This is a genomic window from Candidatus Electronema sp. PJ (genome assembly GCF_048287395.1).
GTDB lineage: Bacteria > Desulfobacterota > Desulfobulbia > Desulfobulbales > Desulfobulbaceae > Electronema.
The window spans coordinates 36,549-54,813 of sequence record NZ_JBLWEO010000005.1 but is presented as its reverse complement, the minus strand read 5'-3'; the positions used below and the strand labels follow the sequence as shown (position 1 = coordinate 54,813).

Annotated in this window: 19 protein-coding genes; 14 read left to right on the top strand and 5 right to left on the bottom strand. The window is 52.8% G+C overall.

What is annotated here, in order from left to right; genetic code table 11:
* Positions 1–125: 125 nt before the first annotated feature.
* The 4 genes from ACNKIB_RS00690 to ACNKIB_RS00675 all read right to left on the bottom strand — a co-directional run bounded on the left by ACNKIB_RS00690 (position 126) and on the right by ACNKIB_RS00675 (position 2,854).
* Positions 126–293: a hypothetical protein gene (locus ACNKIB_RS00690; protein ID WP_417908613.1), complete on the bottom strand. Its 168-nt coding sequence runs from the start codon at positions 291–293 to the stop codon at positions 126–128.
* Positions 290–703, bottom strand: a complete 414-nt coding sequence (locus ACNKIB_RS00685; protein WP_417908612.1) for a hypothetical protein — start codon at positions 701–703, stop codon at positions 290–292. Before ACNKIB_RS00685 ends, ACNKIB_RS00690 begins: the two co-directional genes overlap by 4 nt.
* Positions 704–896: 193 nt before the next feature.
* Positions 897–2,258 (bottom strand): vWA domain-containing protein, encoded by a 1,362-nt coding sequence (locus tag ACNKIB_RS00680; protein ID WP_417908611.1) that lies wholly within the window; start codon positions 2,256–2,258, stop codon positions 897–899.
* A gap of 263 nt (positions 2,259–2,521) precedes the next feature.
* On the bottom strand, positions 2,522–2,854 hold the full coding sequence (locus tag ACNKIB_RS00675) for a hypothetical protein (protein ID WP_417908610.1): 333 nt from the start codon (positions 2,852–2,854) through the stop codon (positions 2,522–2,524).
* A 289-nt stretch (positions 2,855–3,143) separates the two neighbouring features.
* Between ACNKIB_RS00675 and xseB the strand changes: the two genes are divergently transcribed.
* The 5 genes from xseB to ACNKIB_RS00650 are packed head-to-tail and all read left to right on the top strand — an operon-like array spanning position 3,144 to position 8,394.
* Entirely contained in the window at positions 3,144–3,410 is a 267-nt protein-coding gene (gene xseB, locus ACNKIB_RS00670) for an exodeoxyribonuclease VII small subunit (RefSeq protein ID WP_417908609.1), read from the top strand.
* A 27-nt stretch (positions 3,411–3,437) separates the two neighbouring features.
* A complete protein-coding gene (gene dxs / locus ACNKIB_RS00665) occupies positions 3,438–5,348 on the top strand; it encodes a 1-deoxy-D-xylulose-5-phosphate synthase (RefSeq protein WP_417908608.1) in 1,911 nt (636 codons plus the stop codon).
* The gene (locus ACNKIB_RS00660; protein WP_417908607.1) at positions 5,345–6,565 is read left to right on the top strand and encodes a serine hydrolase domain-containing protein; all 1,221 of its coding nucleotides are present in this window, start codon (positions 5,345–5,347) and stop codon (positions 6,563–6,565) included. Before dxs ends, ACNKIB_RS00660 begins: the two co-directional genes overlap by 4 nt.
* A gap of 21 nt (positions 6,566–6,586) precedes the next feature.
* The gene (locus ACNKIB_RS00655) at positions 6,587–7,381 is read left to right on the top strand and encodes a hypothetical protein (protein ID WP_417908606.1); all 795 of its coding nucleotides are present in this window, start codon (positions 6,587–6,589) and stop codon (positions 7,379–7,381) included.
* A gap of 5 nt (positions 7,382–7,386) precedes the next feature.
* Positions 7,387–8,394, top strand: coding sequence for an NAD-dependent epimerase/dehydratase family protein (locus ACNKIB_RS00650; RefSeq protein ID WP_417908605.1), 1,008 nt, complete (start codon positions 7,387–7,389; stop codon positions 8,392–8,394).
* Positions 8,395–8,514: 120 nt separating this feature from the next.
* Here the strand turns inward: ACNKIB_RS00650 and ACNKIB_RS00645 are convergent, their stop codons facing one another.
* Positions 8,515–8,691 carry a hypothetical protein gene (locus ACNKIB_RS00645; RefSeq protein WP_417908604.1) on the bottom strand — a complete coding sequence of 59 codons (177 nt, stop codon included), beginning with the start codon at positions 8,689–8,691 and terminating at the stop codon, positions 8,515–8,517.
* Between the two features lie 108 nt (positions 8,692–8,799).
* Here ACNKIB_RS00645 and ACNKIB_RS00640 point away from each other — a divergent pair, with 108 nt between their 5' ends.
* From ACNKIB_RS00640 to ACNKIB_RS00600, 9 genes are all read left to right on the top strand, one after another.
* Positions 8,800–9,966, top strand: a complete 1,167-nt coding sequence (locus ACNKIB_RS00640; protein WP_417908603.1) for a polysaccharide pyruvyl transferase family protein — start codon at positions 8,800–8,802, stop codon at positions 9,964–9,966.
* Between the two features lie 6 nt (positions 9,967–9,972).
* Entirely contained in the window at positions 9,973–10,707 is a 735-nt protein-coding gene (locus ACNKIB_RS00635) for a class I SAM-dependent methyltransferase (RefSeq protein WP_417908602.1), read from the top strand.
* On the top strand, positions 10,704–11,867 hold the full coding sequence (locus ACNKIB_RS00630) for a glycosyltransferase (protein ID WP_417908601.1): 1,164 nt from the start codon (positions 10,704–10,706) through the stop codon (positions 11,865–11,867). The genes ACNKIB_RS00635 and ACNKIB_RS00630 overlap by 4 nt, the downstream gene beginning before the upstream one ends.
* Positions 11,864–13,468 carry a glycerol-3-phosphate dehydrogenase/oxidase gene (locus ACNKIB_RS00625; RefSeq protein WP_417908600.1) on the top strand — a complete coding sequence of 535 codons (1,605 nt, stop codon included), beginning with the start codon at positions 11,864–11,866 and terminating at the stop codon, positions 13,466–13,468. The genes ACNKIB_RS00630 and ACNKIB_RS00625 overlap by 4 nt, the downstream gene beginning before the upstream one ends.
* A 17-nt stretch (positions 13,469–13,485) precedes the next feature.
* Positions 13,486–14,505, top strand: coding sequence for a lysylphosphatidylglycerol synthase transmembrane domain-containing protein (locus ACNKIB_RS00620; RefSeq protein ID WP_417908599.1), 1,020 nt, complete (start codon positions 13,486–13,488; stop codon positions 14,503–14,505).
* Entirely contained in the window at positions 14,502–15,245 is a 744-nt protein-coding gene (locus ACNKIB_RS00615; protein ID WP_417908598.1) for an acyltransferase, read from the top strand. Before ACNKIB_RS00620 ends, ACNKIB_RS00615 begins: the two co-directional genes overlap by 4 nt.
* A gap of 3 nt (positions 15,246–15,248) precedes the next feature.
* Positions 15,249–16,574: a Coenzyme F420 hydrogenase/dehydrogenase, beta subunit C-terminal domain gene (locus ACNKIB_RS00610; protein ID WP_417908597.1), complete on the top strand. Its 1,326-nt coding sequence runs from the start codon at positions 15,249–15,251 to the stop codon at positions 16,572–16,574.
* Between the two features lie 35 nt (positions 16,575–16,609).
* Positions 16,610–17,725, top strand: coding sequence for an SGNH/GDSL hydrolase family protein (locus ACNKIB_RS00605; RefSeq protein WP_417908596.1), 1,116 nt, complete (start codon positions 16,610–16,612; stop codon positions 17,723–17,725).
* Between the two features lie 64 nt (positions 17,726–17,789).
* On the top strand, positions 17,790–18,032 hold the full coding sequence (locus tag ACNKIB_RS00600; RefSeq protein ID WP_417908595.1) for a hypothetical protein: 243 nt from the start codon (positions 17,790–17,792) through the stop codon (positions 18,030–18,032).
* Positions 18,033–18,265: the final 233 nt, after the last annotated feature.

Sequence of the window (18,265 nt, the reverse complement as noted above, 5' to 3'; positions counted from 1 at the left end):
CCGCAAAGGAGTTCGGCTTGGCAAAACTCCTTTCTTGCCGACTCCAACTCCTTTCCTACTCGGCAAGACTCCTTTGTGGCTAAACAGGAAAGGAGTTTGGCCAAGCAAAACTCCTCTTCTGCCGACTAGAACTCCTTTCTTGCCGAGCAAAACTCCTCTGTAAACGACTTCCACTCGGCCTGCAACAGGTCAATAACGATTGCAAATTCCTGGCAATCGAGGCGGCAGAATGGCTCAGGCAGAAAGGGAAGGGGAGCAAGCTGCGAACCGTACCAAGCAACGTTTGCGCTCAAGCTGTTTCGGTGGGATACCAAATAGTGATGGTCGCGCAGCCGTTCTTACAGGCGGTGGCGGAAATTTTACTCCAGGCAGCTTGCGTGTCAGATAAGGCGTTCAACATTTCCACAATGCTCTGGTACATTTCCTCTTTATAGCGTTCCGTGTCTGAGGAATCAGCGATGGTATTGGCATCTCCTTTTCTCCAGCCTGAGATTTTACGGGCCGTTGGCACGGAGAGGAGCGCATCTGGATAGTAAACAACTGCTCTTGCCATGCCACCAATCACGTTGGTCATCGCTGTTTTCGCGTGTTCCGCCCTTGCTCCTAAGGATTCCAGCTTTGCCATCACCTTGTGTTCCAATTCTGAAATCCCGTCTCTTCCTGAATTTGCCGAGGCAAACGCTTCGTAGCTCCAAGTCGCCATTGTTCTGCTCCAATTACTTGCTGATAGGGTGAGTTGCGCTGTTCTACACAGTGGCTTACAGCATTTACTATAGTGGGATCAGCAGGGCTGGTCAATTTGAAACCCGCCAGAGCAGGCAGGAGAGAAGGGGAAAGCGAAAAAACTGCCTGGCCCTGGGCTGCTGCCGCAGTTTAGGGCCAGGCGCAAGGTACAATCAGCAGCCCTCAACGGCTTGGACGCGGTGTTTGACCTGTTTTTGCTCCAAGGACTTGGTCTTCGCTTCCATTGGTTTGCTAACTTTCTCGGCGTAAGAGTCCATTGCTGCCAGCTCATCCTTTACTTTGGCACTGGCAGGCGGCGCAACCGCCTCAATTTTCTTCTTCGCCTCGTTGAGAATAACTGTAGCACGGTGTTGATCGCCTTTATCTACGGCCAAAGCGGCTTCTTTCTTGGCCTGATTGGCTTCAAACACCGCAGCCCGCTCCAAAACCTCCTTGTTCTGGCGGCTGGCCGCGATTTTTTCGTCATCCGTGTAGGTCATACCGAGTTTATCCAAGAGCGAAAGCGCGGCCTTGCTGCCTGGTTCCAAATAACTGACACTGACTTGGGCGGCATTGTCGAACCGACCGAGGCTGCGCTGCTTAGGCAGAACGCGAATCTGCATTCGTCGCCGTTCTCCTGCCGCCAAATCGCCAAAACGGACTGTGATGTTGTTGCCATTCACCTCGTAGCTGTTGGCAAAGACCTGATCAACGACCAAATCGCTGCCCAAACTGATGTTGACCTTGATGTCAGCCGCCGCCAGCTGCTCGACGGATTTGAACTCCTTGCCCAAAATGGTGTTCATGCTTTCCGGGTGGTCGATAAAGTAGTACATACCTCGTCCAGTTTCCGCTAAAGCGGCGAGCAGGTCTTCGTTAAACTCCAAGCCTACGCCAAAGCTGCTCAGGGAGATGCCTAACTCGCTCTGGGCCAGGGTCAGCTGGGCAAGCTCCTGGTTTGAGGTGATGCCGATGTTGGCCAAGCCGTCAGAAAGCAGCAATACCCGGCTGATCACCGAGGGACTGGCGTGCCGTTGTACCTGCCGCCAGCCTTCTTGTAAGCCGTCACCGAGATTAGTGCCGCCAAAGGCTTCGAGCGAGTTGATCAAACCCTGCATGTGCTGGCCCTCTTCCACAGGCTGCGAGGGATACAGCACGCGCGCCTTGTTGCTATAGCTGATCAGGGCGAAGCGATCTTCGGGCCGCAGGCGGTCGAGCATGGCAATGGCAGCCTGCTTGACATATTCCAGCTTGCCCTGTTCTCCCATTGAGCCAGAGGTGTCGAGAACCAAGGCCAAATTAAGTGGTACACGAGGCCGCTGGCTGACGCTTTCCGGCGCAGTGACCAGTACCTCCAAATAACGCGCACCAGGGTGGCTGGTAGAGACGTATTCGTTGTCAAAGGCGACTTGGAGTTGGAGCGGCGCGGCCTGAACCGTGCCTGCCAGCTTGAGGACAAGGCAGACAGCCAAAGCCAGGAGCGGCAAGACAGCGGGCAGCCTGGGTGGGACAAAGGGAATGCGGCGGGTTTTCATGCAAGACCTCCTGAGCAGAATTGAGGGAAGAAAAAACTGCGGTGCAGCATCCGCACATTTAGCGCGGCTGGAGGAAAGTGCAAGTGAAAACAGCTGCGGGAGCTGAAAACGGAGGAATAGGGCGGTCAAACAGAAAATTTGAACTGCTGGCCAAACCGAAAAGAAAAAAGGCAACCCCTTCAGCTGCCTGAGAAATACTGCTGAATGGATTGCCTCGATTTTATCGATAAGCTGTAACGCTTCTGGCTGGTTAGCTGGTTATATTACCACAGTGGCGGTGCTCCAGGATTGAATGGCGGCGGTTGAACGATACTATCTTGGATATTCTTAATGATGACAGGGCGGACAACCGGCAGCATCTTCGCGGTCATCTGCGGTAGCAGAGGCTTCTGTATCTTCATCTTAGGCATATAGGCTCTTGCTGTCATCATACCAGGTATAAATGTGGTATTCCGGTACTGGTTAAACTTGGCAATTTGAGTTTGAACGCTAGGAACACTCATCGGATCAGTAGCAGCAGTTGCATGATCAGCAGTGCCCATAAATACCGATACCGCTATCAGCAAGACCAACTTGACAGACATTCGTTGTACCATTTTTCCTCTCCTTTTTTGCGTGTTATCTACGGCGTGTTACCATGAAACAACCCTAACCAAAGGGTAGCTGATTCAGCGCAGGTTGTAAAATAATTTTTACCACCCCTTGAGTTTTTTTTGCCCGCAGGCTACCACTGTCCCTAGGCCTGGCTGAATCTATTGCCCGGGCAAAGCGGCGAAATGGCCGGAACGTCTGAATCAGGAGTTGAAACCCAGCAGCATTCAGTTTAAAATGCAAATTTTTGCACAGAAGCTCTCTTTGCTTTTTATGAACGGGCCGAACGAAAAAATGACCAAAAAAAACTTTGAGCAGGCTCTGGCAAAGCTAGAGCAGATTGTAGCGGAGCTGGAGCAGGGCAATTTAGCCTTAGATATGGGCCTGAAAAAGTTTAACGAGGGCATTCAATTAGTCAGCTTCTGCGATAAGAAGCTTGACGAGGCCCGCAACCAGGTTGATCTGCTCCTGAAAAAAGAAGACGGCGGCTTGACAACGGTTCCGTTCGTAACTATCCAGACTGATGGAGAGATCTGTGTGCAGCCAGAGCGAGCCGAATAGCCCGCATCCCTTTTCCAAGGAGAGCGTATGTCGATGAGCCACAGTCCGGCAGAATGCGCCGCCAAACTCAGCCTACTGGAAACGATTGATTCCCCTGTTGACTTGCGCGGCCTTGACCTTGCCGAGCTGTCTCAGCTCGCCGGAGAAATCCGGGGCAAGATCATCAACACCGTGGCCGAGAATGGCGGCCATCTTGCGCCGAGTCTCGGCGTAGTTGAACTCACCCTAGCCCTGCATTACGTCTTTAACACGCCTACAGACAAACTCATCTGGGATGTGGGGCACCAGTGCTACGCGCACAAGTTGATCACTGGCCGCCGCAACAAGTTCCACACCCTGCGCCAGTATCAAGGCATCAGTGGCTTTCCCAAGCGAGCGGAAAGTGAATACGATACCATCGAAACCGGCCACAGTTCCACCTCCATTTCCTTCGGTCTTGGCCTAGCAGCCGCGAAAGACCTCCAGGGCGACGAAAGCAAAGTCATTGCGGTGATTGGTGACGGCTCTATGACTGGAGGTATCGCCTTTGAGGGCCTCAATCACGCCGGTGATTTGCACAAGAATCTGATCGTGATCCTCAACGACAACGAGATGTCGATCTCGGCTAATGTCGGTGCGCTCTCCAGCTTCCTGAGCCGGAAGATGACCTCGAAGACCATGCGCAGGCTCAAGGATCAGATTGAGGAAGGGTTGAAGCTCTGCTCAGTGGGCGAAAATATCCTCAGCGTTCTGCGCAAATCTGAGGAAAGCCTCAAGGTCTTCTTCACGCCAGGAATGCTCTTTGAAGCCTTCAAATTCGAGTATATCGGCCCCATTCCTGGGCATGACTTAGAAGCCCTGATTGAAACCCTGCAAAATGTCCGCGACAACAGCCACGGCCCGGTTTTAGTGCATGTTCTGACCACTAAGGGCAAGGGTTACGAGCCTGCGGAACAACATCCTGGCGATTACCACGGCCTCGGCCCCTTTTCCATTGCCGATGGCAAACCCTTGCCTGCCTCTGGGTCGCCTTCCTATACTGCTGTGTTCGGCAAAACCCTCTGCGCCCTTGGGGAAAACGACCGGCGCATTGCTGCGGTCACAGCAGCAATGCCCGCAGGTACCGGCTTGACGGAGTTCAGTAAGCGTTTTCCCGGTCGCTTCTTTGATGTAGGCATTGCTGAACAACATGCCGTCACCTTTGCTGCGGGACTGGCCTTGGCTGGCTTACGGCCAGTGGTGGCGGTCTATTCCAGTTTCATGCAACGCGCCTTGGATCAGGTTATCCATGATGTTTGCCTGCCCAATCTGCCGGTAACCTTCGCCCTTGACCGGGCCGGTGTGGTTGGCGATGATGGCCCCACCCATCACGGGGTGTTTGATATTTCCTTTCTCCGCTTTGTTCCCGGCCTAACCCTGCTGGCCCCCAAAGATGAGAACGAACTCCAGCATATGCTCTACACGGCGGTCAATCATGACGGCCCTTGTGTTATCCGCTACCCGCGTGGCAGCGGCGAGGGAGTGCCGCTGGATAAGGAACTTCAGCTTCTTCCCTTTGGTCACGGCGAACTGCTGCGCGAGGGCAAGGATATTCTCCTCCTGCCAGTGGGCAACCGGGTTTATCCGGCTTTGCAAGCAGCAGAAGGCCTAGCCCGACTGGGCATCGAGGCCGCAGTGATCAATCCCCGTTTCATCAAACCGCTTGATATCGAGCTGATTAAGACTTGGGCAGAACGTTGCAGCAGAGTGCTCACCGTGGAAGATAATGTCAAGCAAGGCGGTTTCGGCAGCACTGTACTGCAAATGCTGCATGAGTTACATCTGCTTATGCCGGTACGTATCCTTGGTTATGGCGACAAGTTTGTTGAGCAGGCCTCGCAGCAGACGCTCTGGAAGGATGCGGGGCTAGATGCTGCTGGGATCATTAGGGGCGCGCTGGAGTTGATGAAGCAGAGATGATTCTCATGCGTCTGCTCCGTTTACCCCTGTCAATCGTTTTGGTTGTTGCTCTACTCCTGTTTCTTCTCTCGTGCCGCCAAGAAGCCTCGCAGCTAGAGTATTTCCCGCCCTCCCGTGACCAAGGTGACTGGCGCAAGAACACCTCTAAGGACTTTGTTGAGTCATTGGGCCTGAATTATGAAGCTCTGCAACAGCTGGGCAAGATGAGCCTATCAGCACCGAACAGCGCAATTCCCGGTTATGACGATCATAACCACGCCTCAACTTTGGTGATCAAAAACGGCTGGATCGTCGGGGAATGGTATCTGCGGCCCGAGTCCAAGAGCTTTCAGCAGTATCTCTCCTCTAACGGCAAATCGTTTGCCTATGTTCTTTTCGGGGTGCTGATGCGGAAAGCCCGCCAAGGCGAGCTGCCAGTGAAGGAACTGACAGAAAACAGCAGGCTGTACGATCCGCTCTGGTTGACACATGGCTACCCGCTCTCAGACCCACGTAAGGCGGAAATCACCTTTGAGCAGGTGTTTCAGCATACGGCAGGCTTCATGCCGGAAGAGACGGCAGACAAAACACCGGTGGAGAAAGGTCGTTATCAGTGGAGCCACTACGGTGACTGGGTAGTGGGCCATGATCACAAATTTCTTGAAACTGGCAAGTTGTTTTACGATCCAGGAAAACCCGAACAATGGCCTGGCAGCGAGACGTGGGGACAGCACCAAGGCGCGTACAGTAGCATCGGCTTTGCCCATCTCGGCATTGCCTTCCGCCACATCTCCGGCCACAGTGCAGACAACGTCCTCTGGCATTGGCTGTTGGAGCCAATCGGCTTTGACAGCGTGTCTTATCACGCGCCGCCGGGAGGCGGCTATCATCGCTGGTGCACCGCCGGAGGTCTGCGGATGACCGCCAGAGACTACGCCCGCTTCTGCTGGCTGCTGCTGAAAAAAGGTCGCTGGAAGAATGAGCAACTCGTTGACGCGGAATGGCTTGAGCGGGTTTGGCGCAGCCCGAATTACCAGAATCTGCGTTCCAACATCGATGGTTGGTTGGGAGACGAGCTACCGACAGATACGCTGCGGATATTCGGCTCTGGCAGCAACTTTGCCTACATCATTCCATCATTAGAAATAATTGCTTTGCACTGTGGACGCACCAGTAACGAGATCGCAGGAAAAATGGAGCAGAAATTCAAGCAGCAATTACTACGGATACTTTTCTAATTCTGTTACCCGTGCTTCAATATGAACCTCATCGCTGATGCCCATCTGCATCTTTACTCTTGCTATAATCTTGATTGGGCCTTTTCCTATCTGCTGCACAAATTGAAAGCAGCAAATATGCAGGCCATTTTTGCAGGATTTCTAGCAGAACGTGTTGGCTGCAATTTTTACGCGCAGATGCAGACCGGAAACCTTGTTCTACATGATTTCAGACTAGAACACGCAGACCGCAGTCAACTTACCCTCAAGCGAAAAAGCGACGGGTGCCAGCTCACCTTACTGCCAGGCCGTCAGATCGTCGCGGCAGAAGGCATTGAAGTGCTTGCCCTCTGCACGGACGCGCTTTTCGCCGAAGGCATTCCCGCAGCAGAGCTTATCAAATTGATTAGGGAACAGAATGGCGTGCCAGTGTTGCCTTGGTCACCAGGCAAATGGTTCTTCCAACGCGGCAAGGTCATTGACGGCCTGCTGCGGCAGTTCACAGGCCAGGATTTCCTGCTCGGCGATGTCAGTCTGCGGCCCAAAGGCTGGTCATTGCCACTGCTCATGCGCAAGGCGCGGCGGTTTGGTTACAAGATTATCTATGGTTCTGATCCGCTACCTTTTAGCGGCGAGGAAGAAAAGTTCGGTATGTACGGCTCTCATATTATCTCTCCAGAAGAAGAATTAGCACCGGACGAAATGCTGGGTGCTCTGCTCGCAGGTAAGGCAGAAGCCGCCAGCTTTGGCCGCCGCTCCACTCCGCTTGAATTGTTCAGACGGCTACGCTATAATGCCGCTGCCCGCAGACAGCAGTCTGCTTTCTCCAACACGTGAACAAGATGGCACATGAGCAGTTTCGAGATGCCAAGGTGCTAATCACCGGGGCCACTGGTTTCACTGGCAGGCTTTTGACGCAAAAGCTGGCTGCCGCTGGAGCGCGGATCACTGCTATAGCCCGTCCCTCATCAAAAATTGGCGAGCTGGAGGGCTTAGATATCACTTGGTTTCGGGGTGATATTGCTGATCCTGAACTTATCAGCCGAGCTACCGCGGAAGTGGAGTACATTTTTCATTTAGCCACTGCCTTTCGGGCTGGAGAAGCTACTGAGGAGGATTGTCGTCGGATTCATCTCTATCCAACCCAGCTGATGGCTCAAGCAGTGCAAGGACGATCTGAGTTCAAACGTTTCGTTTGCACCTCTACTGTCGGAGTACATGGCCATATCCCAGGCGAAACCCCCGCAGATGAGCAGTATCGTTTCAGTCCAAGCGATTGCTATCAGCGTACTAAACTGGAACTGGAACAATGGCTTTTTGCCAGTAGCGGCTTTCCGTACACGATCATCCGGCCAAGTGCTATTCTCGGTCCTGGCGAGGAACGGATGTTGAAAATGTTCAAGATGATCAACAAGGGATTCATTTTAATGCTGGGCAAGGGCAAGGGCCTGTTTCAGCTGATTCATGTTGATGATCTAACCGAAGTGATGCTGCTGGCCGCCGTTTCGCCGCAGACGCAGAATGAAGCACTTATTGTCGCCAATGCCGAACCGCTCTCCATCATCGAAATGGGTCAGATCGTTGCTAAGGCACTAAATAGGAATGTGCGAGTTCTCCGCCTGCCGATTCAGCCTTTTTATCTTGCCGCCGATCTCTGTGAGGCAGTTTGTGTGCCGCTTGGTCTCCGCCCGCCGCTCTACCGCCGCCGGGTTTCCTTCTACGCAAAGGATCGGCAATTTTGCACGGCCAAGCTGCATCGGCTGCTGAACTACCGCTTCCGGCACAGCAACGAAAGTACGCTCACAGAAGTGGCGCAGTGGTATCTTGAACACGGCTGGCTGAAAAAATAACAGATACTCAACTCCGTAAAGGAAGAGTAGTATTCATTTGCCAAGGAATTTGGCTCGGCAGCAGAGGAGTTTGGCCAGGTTGCAAAGGAGTTCAACCGAGCAAGCAAGGAGTTTGGCCGACTACAACTCCTTTGCAAGTCGGCAAGATTCCTTTGCGGCTAAACAGAACTCCTTTGGTACTCGGCCAGACTCCTTTTCTGCCAAGTACAACTCCTTTGCAAGTCGGCAGAACTCCTTTCTGGCCGAGCCAAACTCCTTGGCAAGCGAGCCAGAAAGGAATTTTTTCAAGAGTTCCATGAAAAATACCAGAACAGGAGCAACAGGTTTGCTCTCTGCTTCAACCTGATTGTGGCAACATGGAATTTAGCCCTTCTTATTGATTTGTTGACGTAGGCAAGAGGTCGAATGAAAAGAATAACCGTACTGGGCAACAACTCAGGCCGCAATGCCGGAGACAACGCCATTCTCGGTAACCTGTTGCGTGACATTTCCGCCGAGCTGCCAGAGGCTGAATTCATTATCCCGACTACCAATACGCGATTCATCCAGGATCATTTCGGCCAATTCAACGTTAGGCCGACAGGTATGATGCCGTGGAACGGCTGCGTCAAGAATCTCGGCTGGCCTTTATACAAGGCCATGACCGATACCGACGTGGTGCTGATCTGTGACAACATCCTCTTTGACCGAAAATTCTACAACCCGCTGTTCAATTACCTTTTTTCCATCTCTCTCTTCGCGCCGCTCTGCAAAAAACGCGGCATTCCCCTTGTCCTATACAATGCCTCAGTAGGGCCGGTTGACACGCCTGTCGGCAAAAAGGCTCTGGCCAAGGTTCTGGATGCCACTGACTTGGCTGTCATTCGTGACCAGAACACCCAGGAGTTGTTTGAGAGGCTGGGTCTGAGTTGCCGGGAGCTGCACGTTCATGCTGACTGCGCCCTGAACACCACTGCCCCGCCGCTGGAACGGATGGAGAAAATCATCAAGCAGGAGCGGTTGTTTGTTAATCCAAAAGGCACCATCGGCTTTAATGTCAATTCGTACATTGATAATTGGAGTAAGGGCGGTTCTTTTACCAGAGAAGATTTCTGCGCTGCCATTGCCGGGGCAGCTGATCAAGTGATGGCCGAGTTGGGTGTGGATCTGATCTTTTTTATCACGCAGGTGATGGACACGAAGATTACCAAAGACTGCGTTGCTAGAATTGCCCAAAAAGAGCGGGTGAAAATCATCTCCAACGCCGATTACACCTATGAGGAGATTGCGGCTCTGCTCGGCAGGGTAGAGGTGCATTCTGGCCTGCGTACCCACAGCCTGATCTTCTGCGCGGCCATGCACACACCGATGATCGGGATTATTTCTTACCCGAAAAGTGCAGGTTTTCTCCGTACCGTGGGCCAGGGCGACTGGCTGCTCCCCTTTACCGAGCTTACTGCCGACAGTTTGGCCACGATGATCCGCAAAGCTTGGGATGCGCGGGCCGAAACCAAAAAGCAGCTGGAGCGATTTGTGCTTGCGGAAAAGGAAAAAGCCCGTTTGACCGCCTCTTTCCTGAAGCGGTATTTCTAACCCTATATGTCAACCGCCTTTCTTGAAACCGCCGACATCGAAACGGCTTCGGAGGATTACGCCAGTCGTTTTGCCGGGCCAGTTGGTGCGTATTTCCTTCAAACCCAGCTTGATCTCCTCCTGGACCTGCTGCCTGAGCTTCAACCAGGTGCAGCAGTGCTGGATGTAGGTGGCGGTCATGCCCAGCTTGCCGTGCCACTAGCGGAAAGAGGCTGCAAGGTCACAGTTACAGGCAGCGATGCGAGTTGTCGCCGCCGTCTGGCCCAGCAACTGCCAGACGAGATGTATTCCTACCAGACCTGTGACATGCTGCATCTGCCCTTTCCTGATTGTGCCTTTGACTTCGTTATTGCCTTCCGGTTAGTGCCACATGTGGAGCGATGGCCACAATTGCTGGCAGAACTAGCACGCGTCTCGGCTAAGGCGGTGATTATTGATTACCCTGATCTCCGCAGCGTCAATATCCTCAATTTTTTTTTCTTTCACCTGAAGAAAAAACTAGAGGGCAACACGAGAACTTTCGGCCTGTTCAGCCGGGCGCAGATTGTTGGCGAATTTGCGCAAAGCGGCATGGGCAAGCCGCAGTTCCGACCGGAATTTTTTCTGCCGATGGTACTGCATCGAAAGCTTGGCTCTGCGGCCTTATCCCGCTGGTTGGAAAGCTGCTGCCGCGCCTGCGGCCTGACCTGGCTTTTCGGCTCGCCGATCATTCTCCGGGTGGATAAAGTGGAGCAGCGATGAAACTGCTCCTCCTTGCGCCACAACCCTTCTTTCAGAATCGGGGTACGCCTATCGCTGTCCGTCTATTGGCAGAGACTTTGGGCAAAATGGACCACGAAGTGCATCTGCTGGTCTTTCATGAGGGCGAAGACCTCTGCATGGGCAATGTAACCGTACACCGAACAGCTGCTCTGCCCTTTCTCCGTGCTATTCCGCCGGGATTTTCCTGGCAGAAAATCTGCTGCGACCTTCTGATGACGGTAAAAGCAATTCAACTTCACCGACAGGTAGGCTTTGATCTGGTTCATGCGGTGGAAGAATCGGTCTTTATCGCCATGCTCCTGCGGCTGCTTTTCAAGGTACCGTATATTTATGACTTGGATTCATGGATGAGCGATCAGCTCCTGGCCAAGTTTACCTTTCTCCGTCCGTTCCGAGGCATTTTGGAATCCTTTGAAAAAGCGGCGGTGCAAGCCAGCATCGGCGTGGTGCCGGTCTGTCGGGCGATTGAAGACAACATCAGAAGTTTTAACCGCGAAAAGCCCCTGCTACGGCTAGAGGACATCAGCCTATTAGAGGAAGACAACGGTAGGCTACAGGAACCGCTGCGGGAAAAATTTGGTTGTCAGGGGCAAATCGTCATGTATGTCGGTAATCTGGAGCGGTATCAGGGTATGGCTCTGCTGCTCGAAGCCTTTGCTTTAGCTGATCCTGCGGCCTTGAATTGCAGCCTGATCGTCATTGGTGGGACCGAAAAAGACATCGACTATTACACCGATATGGCGCGACAGCTCAACCTAGCCAGACGAGTTTTCTTTATCGGCCCTCGTCCGGCTACTGATCTTGGTATGTACTTGAAGCAGGCAGATGTGCTTGTTTCTCCACGCACGGAAGGGGAAAACACGCCGATGAAGATTTATTCCTATATGGATTCCGGTAAACCAATTCTGGCCACCAAGATTGTCAGCCACACCCAGGTACTGGATGAAGATTGCGCCTTTCTCGCCGCGCCAGAACCTTCAGCCCTGGCAGCGGAGTTACAGCGCATCTTTTCTGATAGCAACGAAGCTGATCGGAGGGCAAAACAGGCCAAAGAGAAGGCTACGGAATACAGTCGTCCAGCCTATGAAAGAAAGATCATGAAGTTCTATCAATTGATGCAGCAGGCGATATCAGCATGAAGAGAAATCCAGAGCAGGTAACCGCTACCCATTACGATCTTATCGTCATCGGTGGTGGCATTAACGGCATTGCCACAGCCTATGAGGCAGCTACACGCGGCCTGAAGACTTGTCTGCTGGAAGCCTCTGACTTCATGAGCCAGACTTCATCCAACTCCCTGAAAATCATTCACGGCGGCTTTCGTTATCTCCAGCAGGCAAATCTGAAAAGGATCCGTGAATCGAATCGGGAACGACGCACCTTGCTCAAGATCGCGCCCCATTTGGTGCATCCGCTGCAATGTGTCCTGCCTACCGAATCCATCTGGAATCTGCGCAGCCTGCCTGGGCTGTTTGCTGCTAGTCTGATTAATGGGTTGATTTCCTTTGATCGCAGCAAAGGGCTGCCGCCAGATAAACGGATTCAGCTCGGCGGCATCATGTCCAAAAAAAAGCTAATCGAGCTGTTGGGCAAGGAGTTTGACCAGCCTTCTGTTACCGGCGCAGCCATCTGGCATGACGGCATGGCAATCAACTCCGAACGGCTTGGCCTTGCCTTCCTTCATGCAGGAACACGATACGGGCTAGACGCACTCAACTACTGCCCAGTCACTGGCTTTCAGCAAAAAAATGGCCAAATCAGCGGTGTTCAAGTGCGCGACGCAGTGTCTGGCAGCAGCTTTACCATCTCGGCGGATTTTGTCGTCAATGCTGCCGGAGCATGGATGGGCGGCCTGCTGAACCTGCTGCCAACCCTGCCCAAGCGGGACTTCCCACAGTGCCGGGTGATGAATCTTGTCACGAAAAGAACCCTTTTCCCTGGCAAACAGGCGGTTGGTCTGTTTGATCATGATCGGGCCTTCTTCTTTGTGCCGTGGCGCGGGTATTGGATGATCGGTACAGATGAGGCGGCATGGCAGGACGAGCCTGGGCAGTTACGGATCAGCGAGGAGGATATTGAGCGGTTTCTTGTGCGGATCAATAAGGTCTATCCGGGCCAGCCGTTGCGCCGGGAGGACATCTGTCATCTGCACAAGGGCTTTGTGCCTGGCCGCTTCAAGCCAGACGGCGACTTCAAGCTACTTGATCACCAGAAGGACGGCATTGACAACTTCATCTCCTTGCAGCCTGTCAAGTATACTACGGCCAGAGACATCGGCCAGAAGACAGTTGATTTCGTCCTAAGAAAGACTGGCAAGCCATTCCAGCCGTCGAGAACAGCAGAGATGCCGCTTGAAGGCGGGGAGCTGGAGAGCTTTGCTGTATTCTGTAAGCAGAATATGCAGGAGATCATCTCAGGTGCTGGCCTCAGCCAACAAGTAGCGCAGCACCTGTTCATAAATTACGGTTCCTCATATCAGAAGGTGCTGCATTATCCTGAGCTGCTGCGCTTAGTCCCAGGTTCGGAGGAAGTGCTGGTGGCGGAGATCGCCTATGCGGTTGAAGAGGAGATGGCTATCCGGCTCGACGATGTAGTGCGACGGCGCACTGATCTCGGCTCCGGGGAAAAACCGCAGCCAGAGACCCTTGCCTCTTGCGCTGCCCTGATGGGGAAGATGCTCGGTTGGAGCACAGAGCAGCAGGAGGCGGAAATCGCCCGCTGTAACGATTTCTACTTATGAGCGAATCCGTTACGCAAATGCCAACACCAGCACCGCAAGCAGGGAATAAGTCGCGTCTGTTCTTCATCTTCAAGATCGCTGCCAGCGTCCTGTTGCTTGTGTACGTCATCTGGACAAGTGGGCTGGACAGCGCAGAAGGGCGCGAAGAACTGCTGAACACCCTGCGCCATGTTGATCTGTTCTGGTTCACCTTTTCCGTGTTTATGGGGGTGGTGCTAACCGTGATCAGCTCGTGGAAATGGCAGGTGTTACTGCGCAGCAAGGGGATAGAGGTGAGCCTGGGTCGGTTGGTGCTGTTCTACTTTATCGGTCGCTTCTTCAACATGTTCCTGCCCAGCTCAATGGGCGGTGACGTGGTGCGGGTCTGGGAGTTGAGTCGTCATTCTGGCGAAAAATACGAAGCCATTGCCTCGGTGCTGGTGGAACGACTCTCTGGTATGGCGACCTTGGTCTTTGTTTCTGCTGCGGCTGTCCTGATAGAGCTGCATCGCTACAACCTGCCTTTCCTCACAGCAGGTGTTCTCTTCCTGGCGGTGATGAATGTGGTCATTTTTTGGCTGATCCTTGACCAACGTCTTTTACCCCTGTTCAACCACCTGGTTGGCAGCCGCTTTCGTCCCCTGGCTATTCTGTTAGCAAAACTGACTCGGATCCAGGATGCGGTGCGGGAATACAAAGACAACCGGATCGTTCTCGTGCAGGTCTTTGCTCTCTCCTGCCTGTTCTATTTCTTGGCGGTAGTCAATGTCTGGGGTACAGCCTTAGCCTTTTTCCCGGATGTGAGCTTTGCCTCCATGTTGATTGCCGTGCCTGCGATTATGCTTGTCATGAACCTGCCGGTCTCCATCGGGGGGATTGGCTTAATGGAAGCTGCCTTTGCTTTCTTCTTCCCTCTGTTTGGCTATACAACCGCCCTGGCCGTGTCAGTCGCCCTACTGATGCGCTTCAAGAACATTCTCTACGGGATTGCAGGCGGTTTCCTTCATCTCACCCGCCTGAGGGCAGAACCGATTAAAAACGGCGGCGCAGCCTCATGAGCGATCAGCCCAGCCAGTACCGCTTTCATGCGGTTATTGACGACCAGGGGCGGTCTGCTCTGGAGAAATATCAGGACACCGTTATCGGCCAGCGCAACCTGGCCGCCCTGCTTCGTTATGAGCTGTTCACCTTGCTGTTCGGCCCGTTGCCAGGCCTACTCGGTTACGGCCTGCGGCGGTTGTTCTATCCCGCCTTGTTTGGCCAGGTCGGAAAAAAGCCGGTCTTTGGCCATCATCTCACCTTGCGCGGCGGGCATCGGATCTTCATTGGCGATCAGGTTGTGCTTGACGACCATGTTTTTCTGAGCTTCCGGGGCGATGAGAACCAGAGCCTCCGCATTGGCAATAAAGTCTTGATTGGTCGTTTCAGCCAACTCAAGGTGCGCGGCGGTGAGATGGAGCTGGCGGATAACATCAGCAGCGGCCCGTTCTGTCATTTCGGCACTGCCTCCCACCTAAGTGTGGGCGAATATGCCATGTTCGGCGGCAACTGCTTCATCGGTGCCAATCAGCACAGCTTCAAGGACAGCAATCTGCCGATTGCCGAGCAGGGACTTTCCAGGCGTGGCGGGGTGGTGATTGGCCGCGATGTCTGGATCGGTGCCCATGCCATTGTCCATGATGGTGTGCAGATTGGTGACGGGGCGGTGATCGGCTCCAACGCGGTAGTCACCAAGGATGTCCCGCCTCTGGCGATTGCCGCCGGGGTTCCAGCCAAAATTATCGGTACACGAGGCTGACAGATGAAGAAAAGTTTTGCCCAACTCAGGGAAGCGGTCATTAAGCAGGAACTTTGCACGCGCTGCGGCATCTGCGTTGGTGTTTGTCCTGTAGGCGCACTCAGCTTAGATGAGCAGTGCTTTCCACAGTTGAGCGGTCGCTGCGCAGCCTGCGGCCTCTGCGCCGAATGCTGCCCTGGCGCAGACGTTGATCTGCCTGCCCTGGCCTTGGATTTGTCGGGCCAAGTCTATGACTGGCGCAATCTGACCGGCTATGTCGAAAACACCTATGTCGCCCATGCGCTCGACGAAAAGACCAGGGCAGCAGGCGCGAGCGGCGGCGTGGTCACAGCCCTGCTCCTTTACCTGCTGAAGAAAGGACAGATTGACGGGGCGGTGATCGTGGCACCTGAGCCAGGCGATCCCTGTCTCACCAGGGGCATTCTGGCAACTACGCCGGAGGAAATCCGCAATGCCGCCCAATCTAAATACTGCGTCACGCCGTCCATGGAGATGCTGCGTGAGGTGCGGGCGCGGCAGGGAAAATTCGCCGTGGTTGCCTTACCCTGCCAGATTCACGGCCTGCGCAAGCTGGCCAAGGCTGATCCAGCCCTGTTCAGCAAAATCGAGCTGATCTTGGGTTTATACTGCACCTGCACCATGAATCCCGAAGGCCATTTAGAGGCACTACAGGCCGCAGGTATCCGCAGGGAGGAGGTTGCCCGTTTTCATTTCCGAGGCCCTGGCTGGCCAGGTGGCATGTCGGCGGAAAAGAAAGACGGCAGCCTTGTGCTCCTGCACGCAGGCGAAGCCTTTCGCACCACGATCAACACCATGTTTCGGCTCTTTGGAGCCAAACGTTGCTTCCTCTGCGTGGACGGCCAGGCCGAATTGGCTGACCTCAGCTTTGGTGATTTCTGGGCCTGCGACTATACTGACGAGTTCAAGGAGCTGGAGCGCTGCACTCTGGTCTCGCAGCGCACGGCCAAGGGACTGCGGCTATTGCAGGAAGCGGAGCAAGAAGGCGTACTGGCTTTGCATCACCTGCCTGCGGATCGAGTTTCAAAACGAGGCATGTCGATGGTACGCGGCAAGCGGAGCCGGACAGCGGTTCATGTGGCCCTGCGGCGCAAAAAGGGCCTACCTCTGCCGGATTACCACATCACCATCCCGGAGCCAACGCAGGCAGATTGGAAAAAGAACCTCACCTATCTCCTGATCAATTTTTTTCGCGACCGCAAAAGCCGCTCTATCCTGCTCTGGTTGCTTTTCTCGCCCCGCATCGGCCTACTGCTGCACAAGCTGAATGCGCTGCGGCTGAGGATATCCGCTCGTTATCACAATAACTGACTAAGAAAAAAATACCTAGCAGCTTCGCAATTAATATGCATTGGATAAAGATCGGATTTGTCAACTTTGTTGTATTGCTTGTTTTAATTGCTGCTATAGAAGTGATGTGGCGTATTGTATGGACTGCGGAATCATGCCTGGAATCAAAATGCAATTCATATTATCTGACCAGAATAAAAATTCATGATGATAACATTGGACATTCTCGTCTCCTATTCAGATTTGATGACCAGTTAGGATTTGTTCCAAGAGAAGGATCCGATTATATCATTAATGATCACGACTGGTGCCGCAACGCACGAGTGACTATCGCTGACGATGGATATCGGTTGAATAATGTTGACATGTCATTTCCTATCGCAGATATACTTGCTGTTGGAGATTCATTCACATTTGGCGCGCAAGTATCAAATCATCAGACATGGCCGGCATGTCTTGAGAGAATGTTGCAACGTGGTGTTGATAACTATGGTATTTCAGGCTACGGAGCCGCACAGTCTCTTAAACGGGCTTCATTAAAAATAAAACAGAAAAATTACTCAGCTATTATCTTCTCGATATTAGTAGGAGATGATTTCAGTAGAGATCGGCTCAGTTACCGCTATGGATTCCCAAAGCCATCTTTAATAAAAGAGAATAATGAGATTAAATGGTCATCTGTTTCGGATCCAAACAAGCCTGGATCTGTATTTAATGCATCAAGATTCTTTCAGTCTTTTTTCTTTCTCTACAAAAGATCCTTGATGTTCTGTTATATCAGCAATAGCTTTCCAAGCTTTCGATCTTTTCTCCAAGGTTTGATAGAAGTGCATCCGAAAGCTGCTGAAGAAAAAGAAATCATTGAATGGACATTAAGGAAATTTTCCGAAATTAACATTCCGGTAAAAATACTACTTCTTCAATATTATGCGAAACTTAACGACTCAAATATGCTGGCAGAGAGAAAACTGATTCTGAAGATTGCACAGCGATTACCGATTAAAGTTATTGACACTTTCAATTACTTCAGAGGATACAGCCCAAAAAAAATATGGTTCTTCCGTGGCGGCCACCACACGCCTCTCGGCAATGAGATAGTTTGCAACTCTTTATTTGAAGGTGCTTTTAAGTCAAAACCTGCCGGTTACGGTGCGAGGACAGAGGCGAGGTAGTTAGGAACAGTCAAACTGTCCGGCTTCTCTGTCGTCCATCATAGAGCAAGAAGGCGCATTGGCTTTGCCTTACCTGCGTGCGGATCGGATTAGGTATCTGTCGATGGTACTCGGCAAGCGGAGCCAGACAGCGGTTCATGCGGCCTTTTGCGAAGCCGCCGCCGAAACCCAGCTCAAATTCTACTCGGTAGGCAAGCAGTTCGGCTTGGCCACAAAGGAGTTCTGCCGACTTGGAGAGGAGTTTGGTCAAGCAACAAAGAATTGCAAGCAGCTTTTGGACGTTGCAAAGGAGCATTTGCATGTCTGAATGCAGCATTCATACGTGTGAAAGCTCCTAGCGAACATCCGCCAGGAGCTTTTGCTCGTTGCTAAGCTGCTTGTAGACGTGTGAACGGAGCATTTGCATGTCTGAATACAGCATTCATACGTGTAAATACTCCTAGCGAACATCCGTCAGGAGCTTTTTCTCGTTGCCAAGCTGCTTGCAGACGTGTGAACGGAGCATTTACATGTCTCGATATAGCATTCACACGTCTAAAT

Bases quoted from the DNA above. Each gene is read 5' to 3' on its own strand.
- ACNKIB_RS00625 (WP_417908600.1), top strand. From the start codon at position 11,864: ATGAAGAGAAATCCAGAGCAGGTAACCGCTACCCATTACGATCTTATC.
- ACNKIB_RS00630 (WP_417908601.1), top strand. From the start codon at position 10,704: ATGAAACTGCTCCTCCTTGCGCCACAACCCTTCTTTCAGAATCGGGGT.
- ACNKIB_RS00620 (WP_417908599.1), top strand. From the start codon at position 13,486: ATGCCAACACCAGCACCGCAAGCAGGGAATAAGTCGCGTCTGTTCTTC.
- ACNKIB_RS00675 (WP_417908610.1), bottom strand. From the start codon at position 2,854: ATGGTACAACGAATGTCTGTCAAGTTGGTCTTGCTGATAGCGGTATCG.
- ACNKIB_RS00635 (WP_417908602.1), top strand. From the start codon at position 9,973: ATGTCAACCGCCTTTCTTGAAACCGCCGACATCGAAACGGCTTCGGAG.
- ACNKIB_RS00645 (WP_417908604.1), bottom strand. From the start codon at position 8,691: ATGGAACTCTTGAAAAAATTCCTTTCTGGCTCGCTTGCCAAGGAGTTT.
- ACNKIB_RS00655 (WP_417908606.1), top strand. From the start codon at position 6,587: ATGAACCTCATCGCTGATGCCCATCTGCATCTTTACTCTTGCTATAAT.
- ACNKIB_RS00680 (WP_417908611.1), bottom strand. From the start codon at position 2,258: ATGAAAACCCGCCGCATTCCCTTTGTCCCACCCAGGCTGCCCGCTGTC.
- ACNKIB_RS00605 (WP_417908596.1), top strand. From the start codon at position 16,610: ATGCATTGGATAAAGATCGGATTTGTCAACTTTGTTGTATTGCTTGTT.
- ACNKIB_RS00640 (WP_417908603.1), top strand. From the start codon at position 8,800: ATGAAAAGAATAACCGTACTGGGCAACAACTCAGGCCGCAATGCCGGA.
- ACNKIB_RS00660 (WP_417908607.1), top strand. From the start codon at position 5,345: ATGATTCTCATGCGTCTGCTCCGTTTACCCCTGTCAATCGTTTTGGTT.
- dxs (WP_417908608.1), top strand. From the start codon at position 3,438: ATGTCGATGAGCCACAGTCCGGCAGAATGCGCCGCCAAACTCAGCCTA.
- ACNKIB_RS00650 (WP_417908605.1), top strand. From the start codon at position 7,387: ATGGCACATGAGCAGTTTCGAGATGCCAAGGTGCTAATCACCGGGGCC.
- ACNKIB_RS00615 (WP_417908598.1), top strand. From the start codon at position 14,502: ATGAGCGATCAGCCCAGCCAGTACCGCTTTCATGCGGTTATTGACGAC.
- xseB (WP_417908609.1), top strand. From the start codon at position 3,144: ATGACCAAAAAAAACTTTGAGCAGGCTCTGGCAAAGCTAGAGCAGATT.
- ACNKIB_RS00610 (WP_417908597.1), top strand. From the start codon at position 15,249: ATGAAGAAAAGTTTTGCCCAACTCAGGGAAGCGGTCATTAAGCAGGAA.
- ACNKIB_RS00685 (WP_417908612.1), bottom strand. From the start codon at position 703: ATGGCGACTTGGAGCTACGAAGCGTTTGCCTCGGCAAATTCAGGAAGA.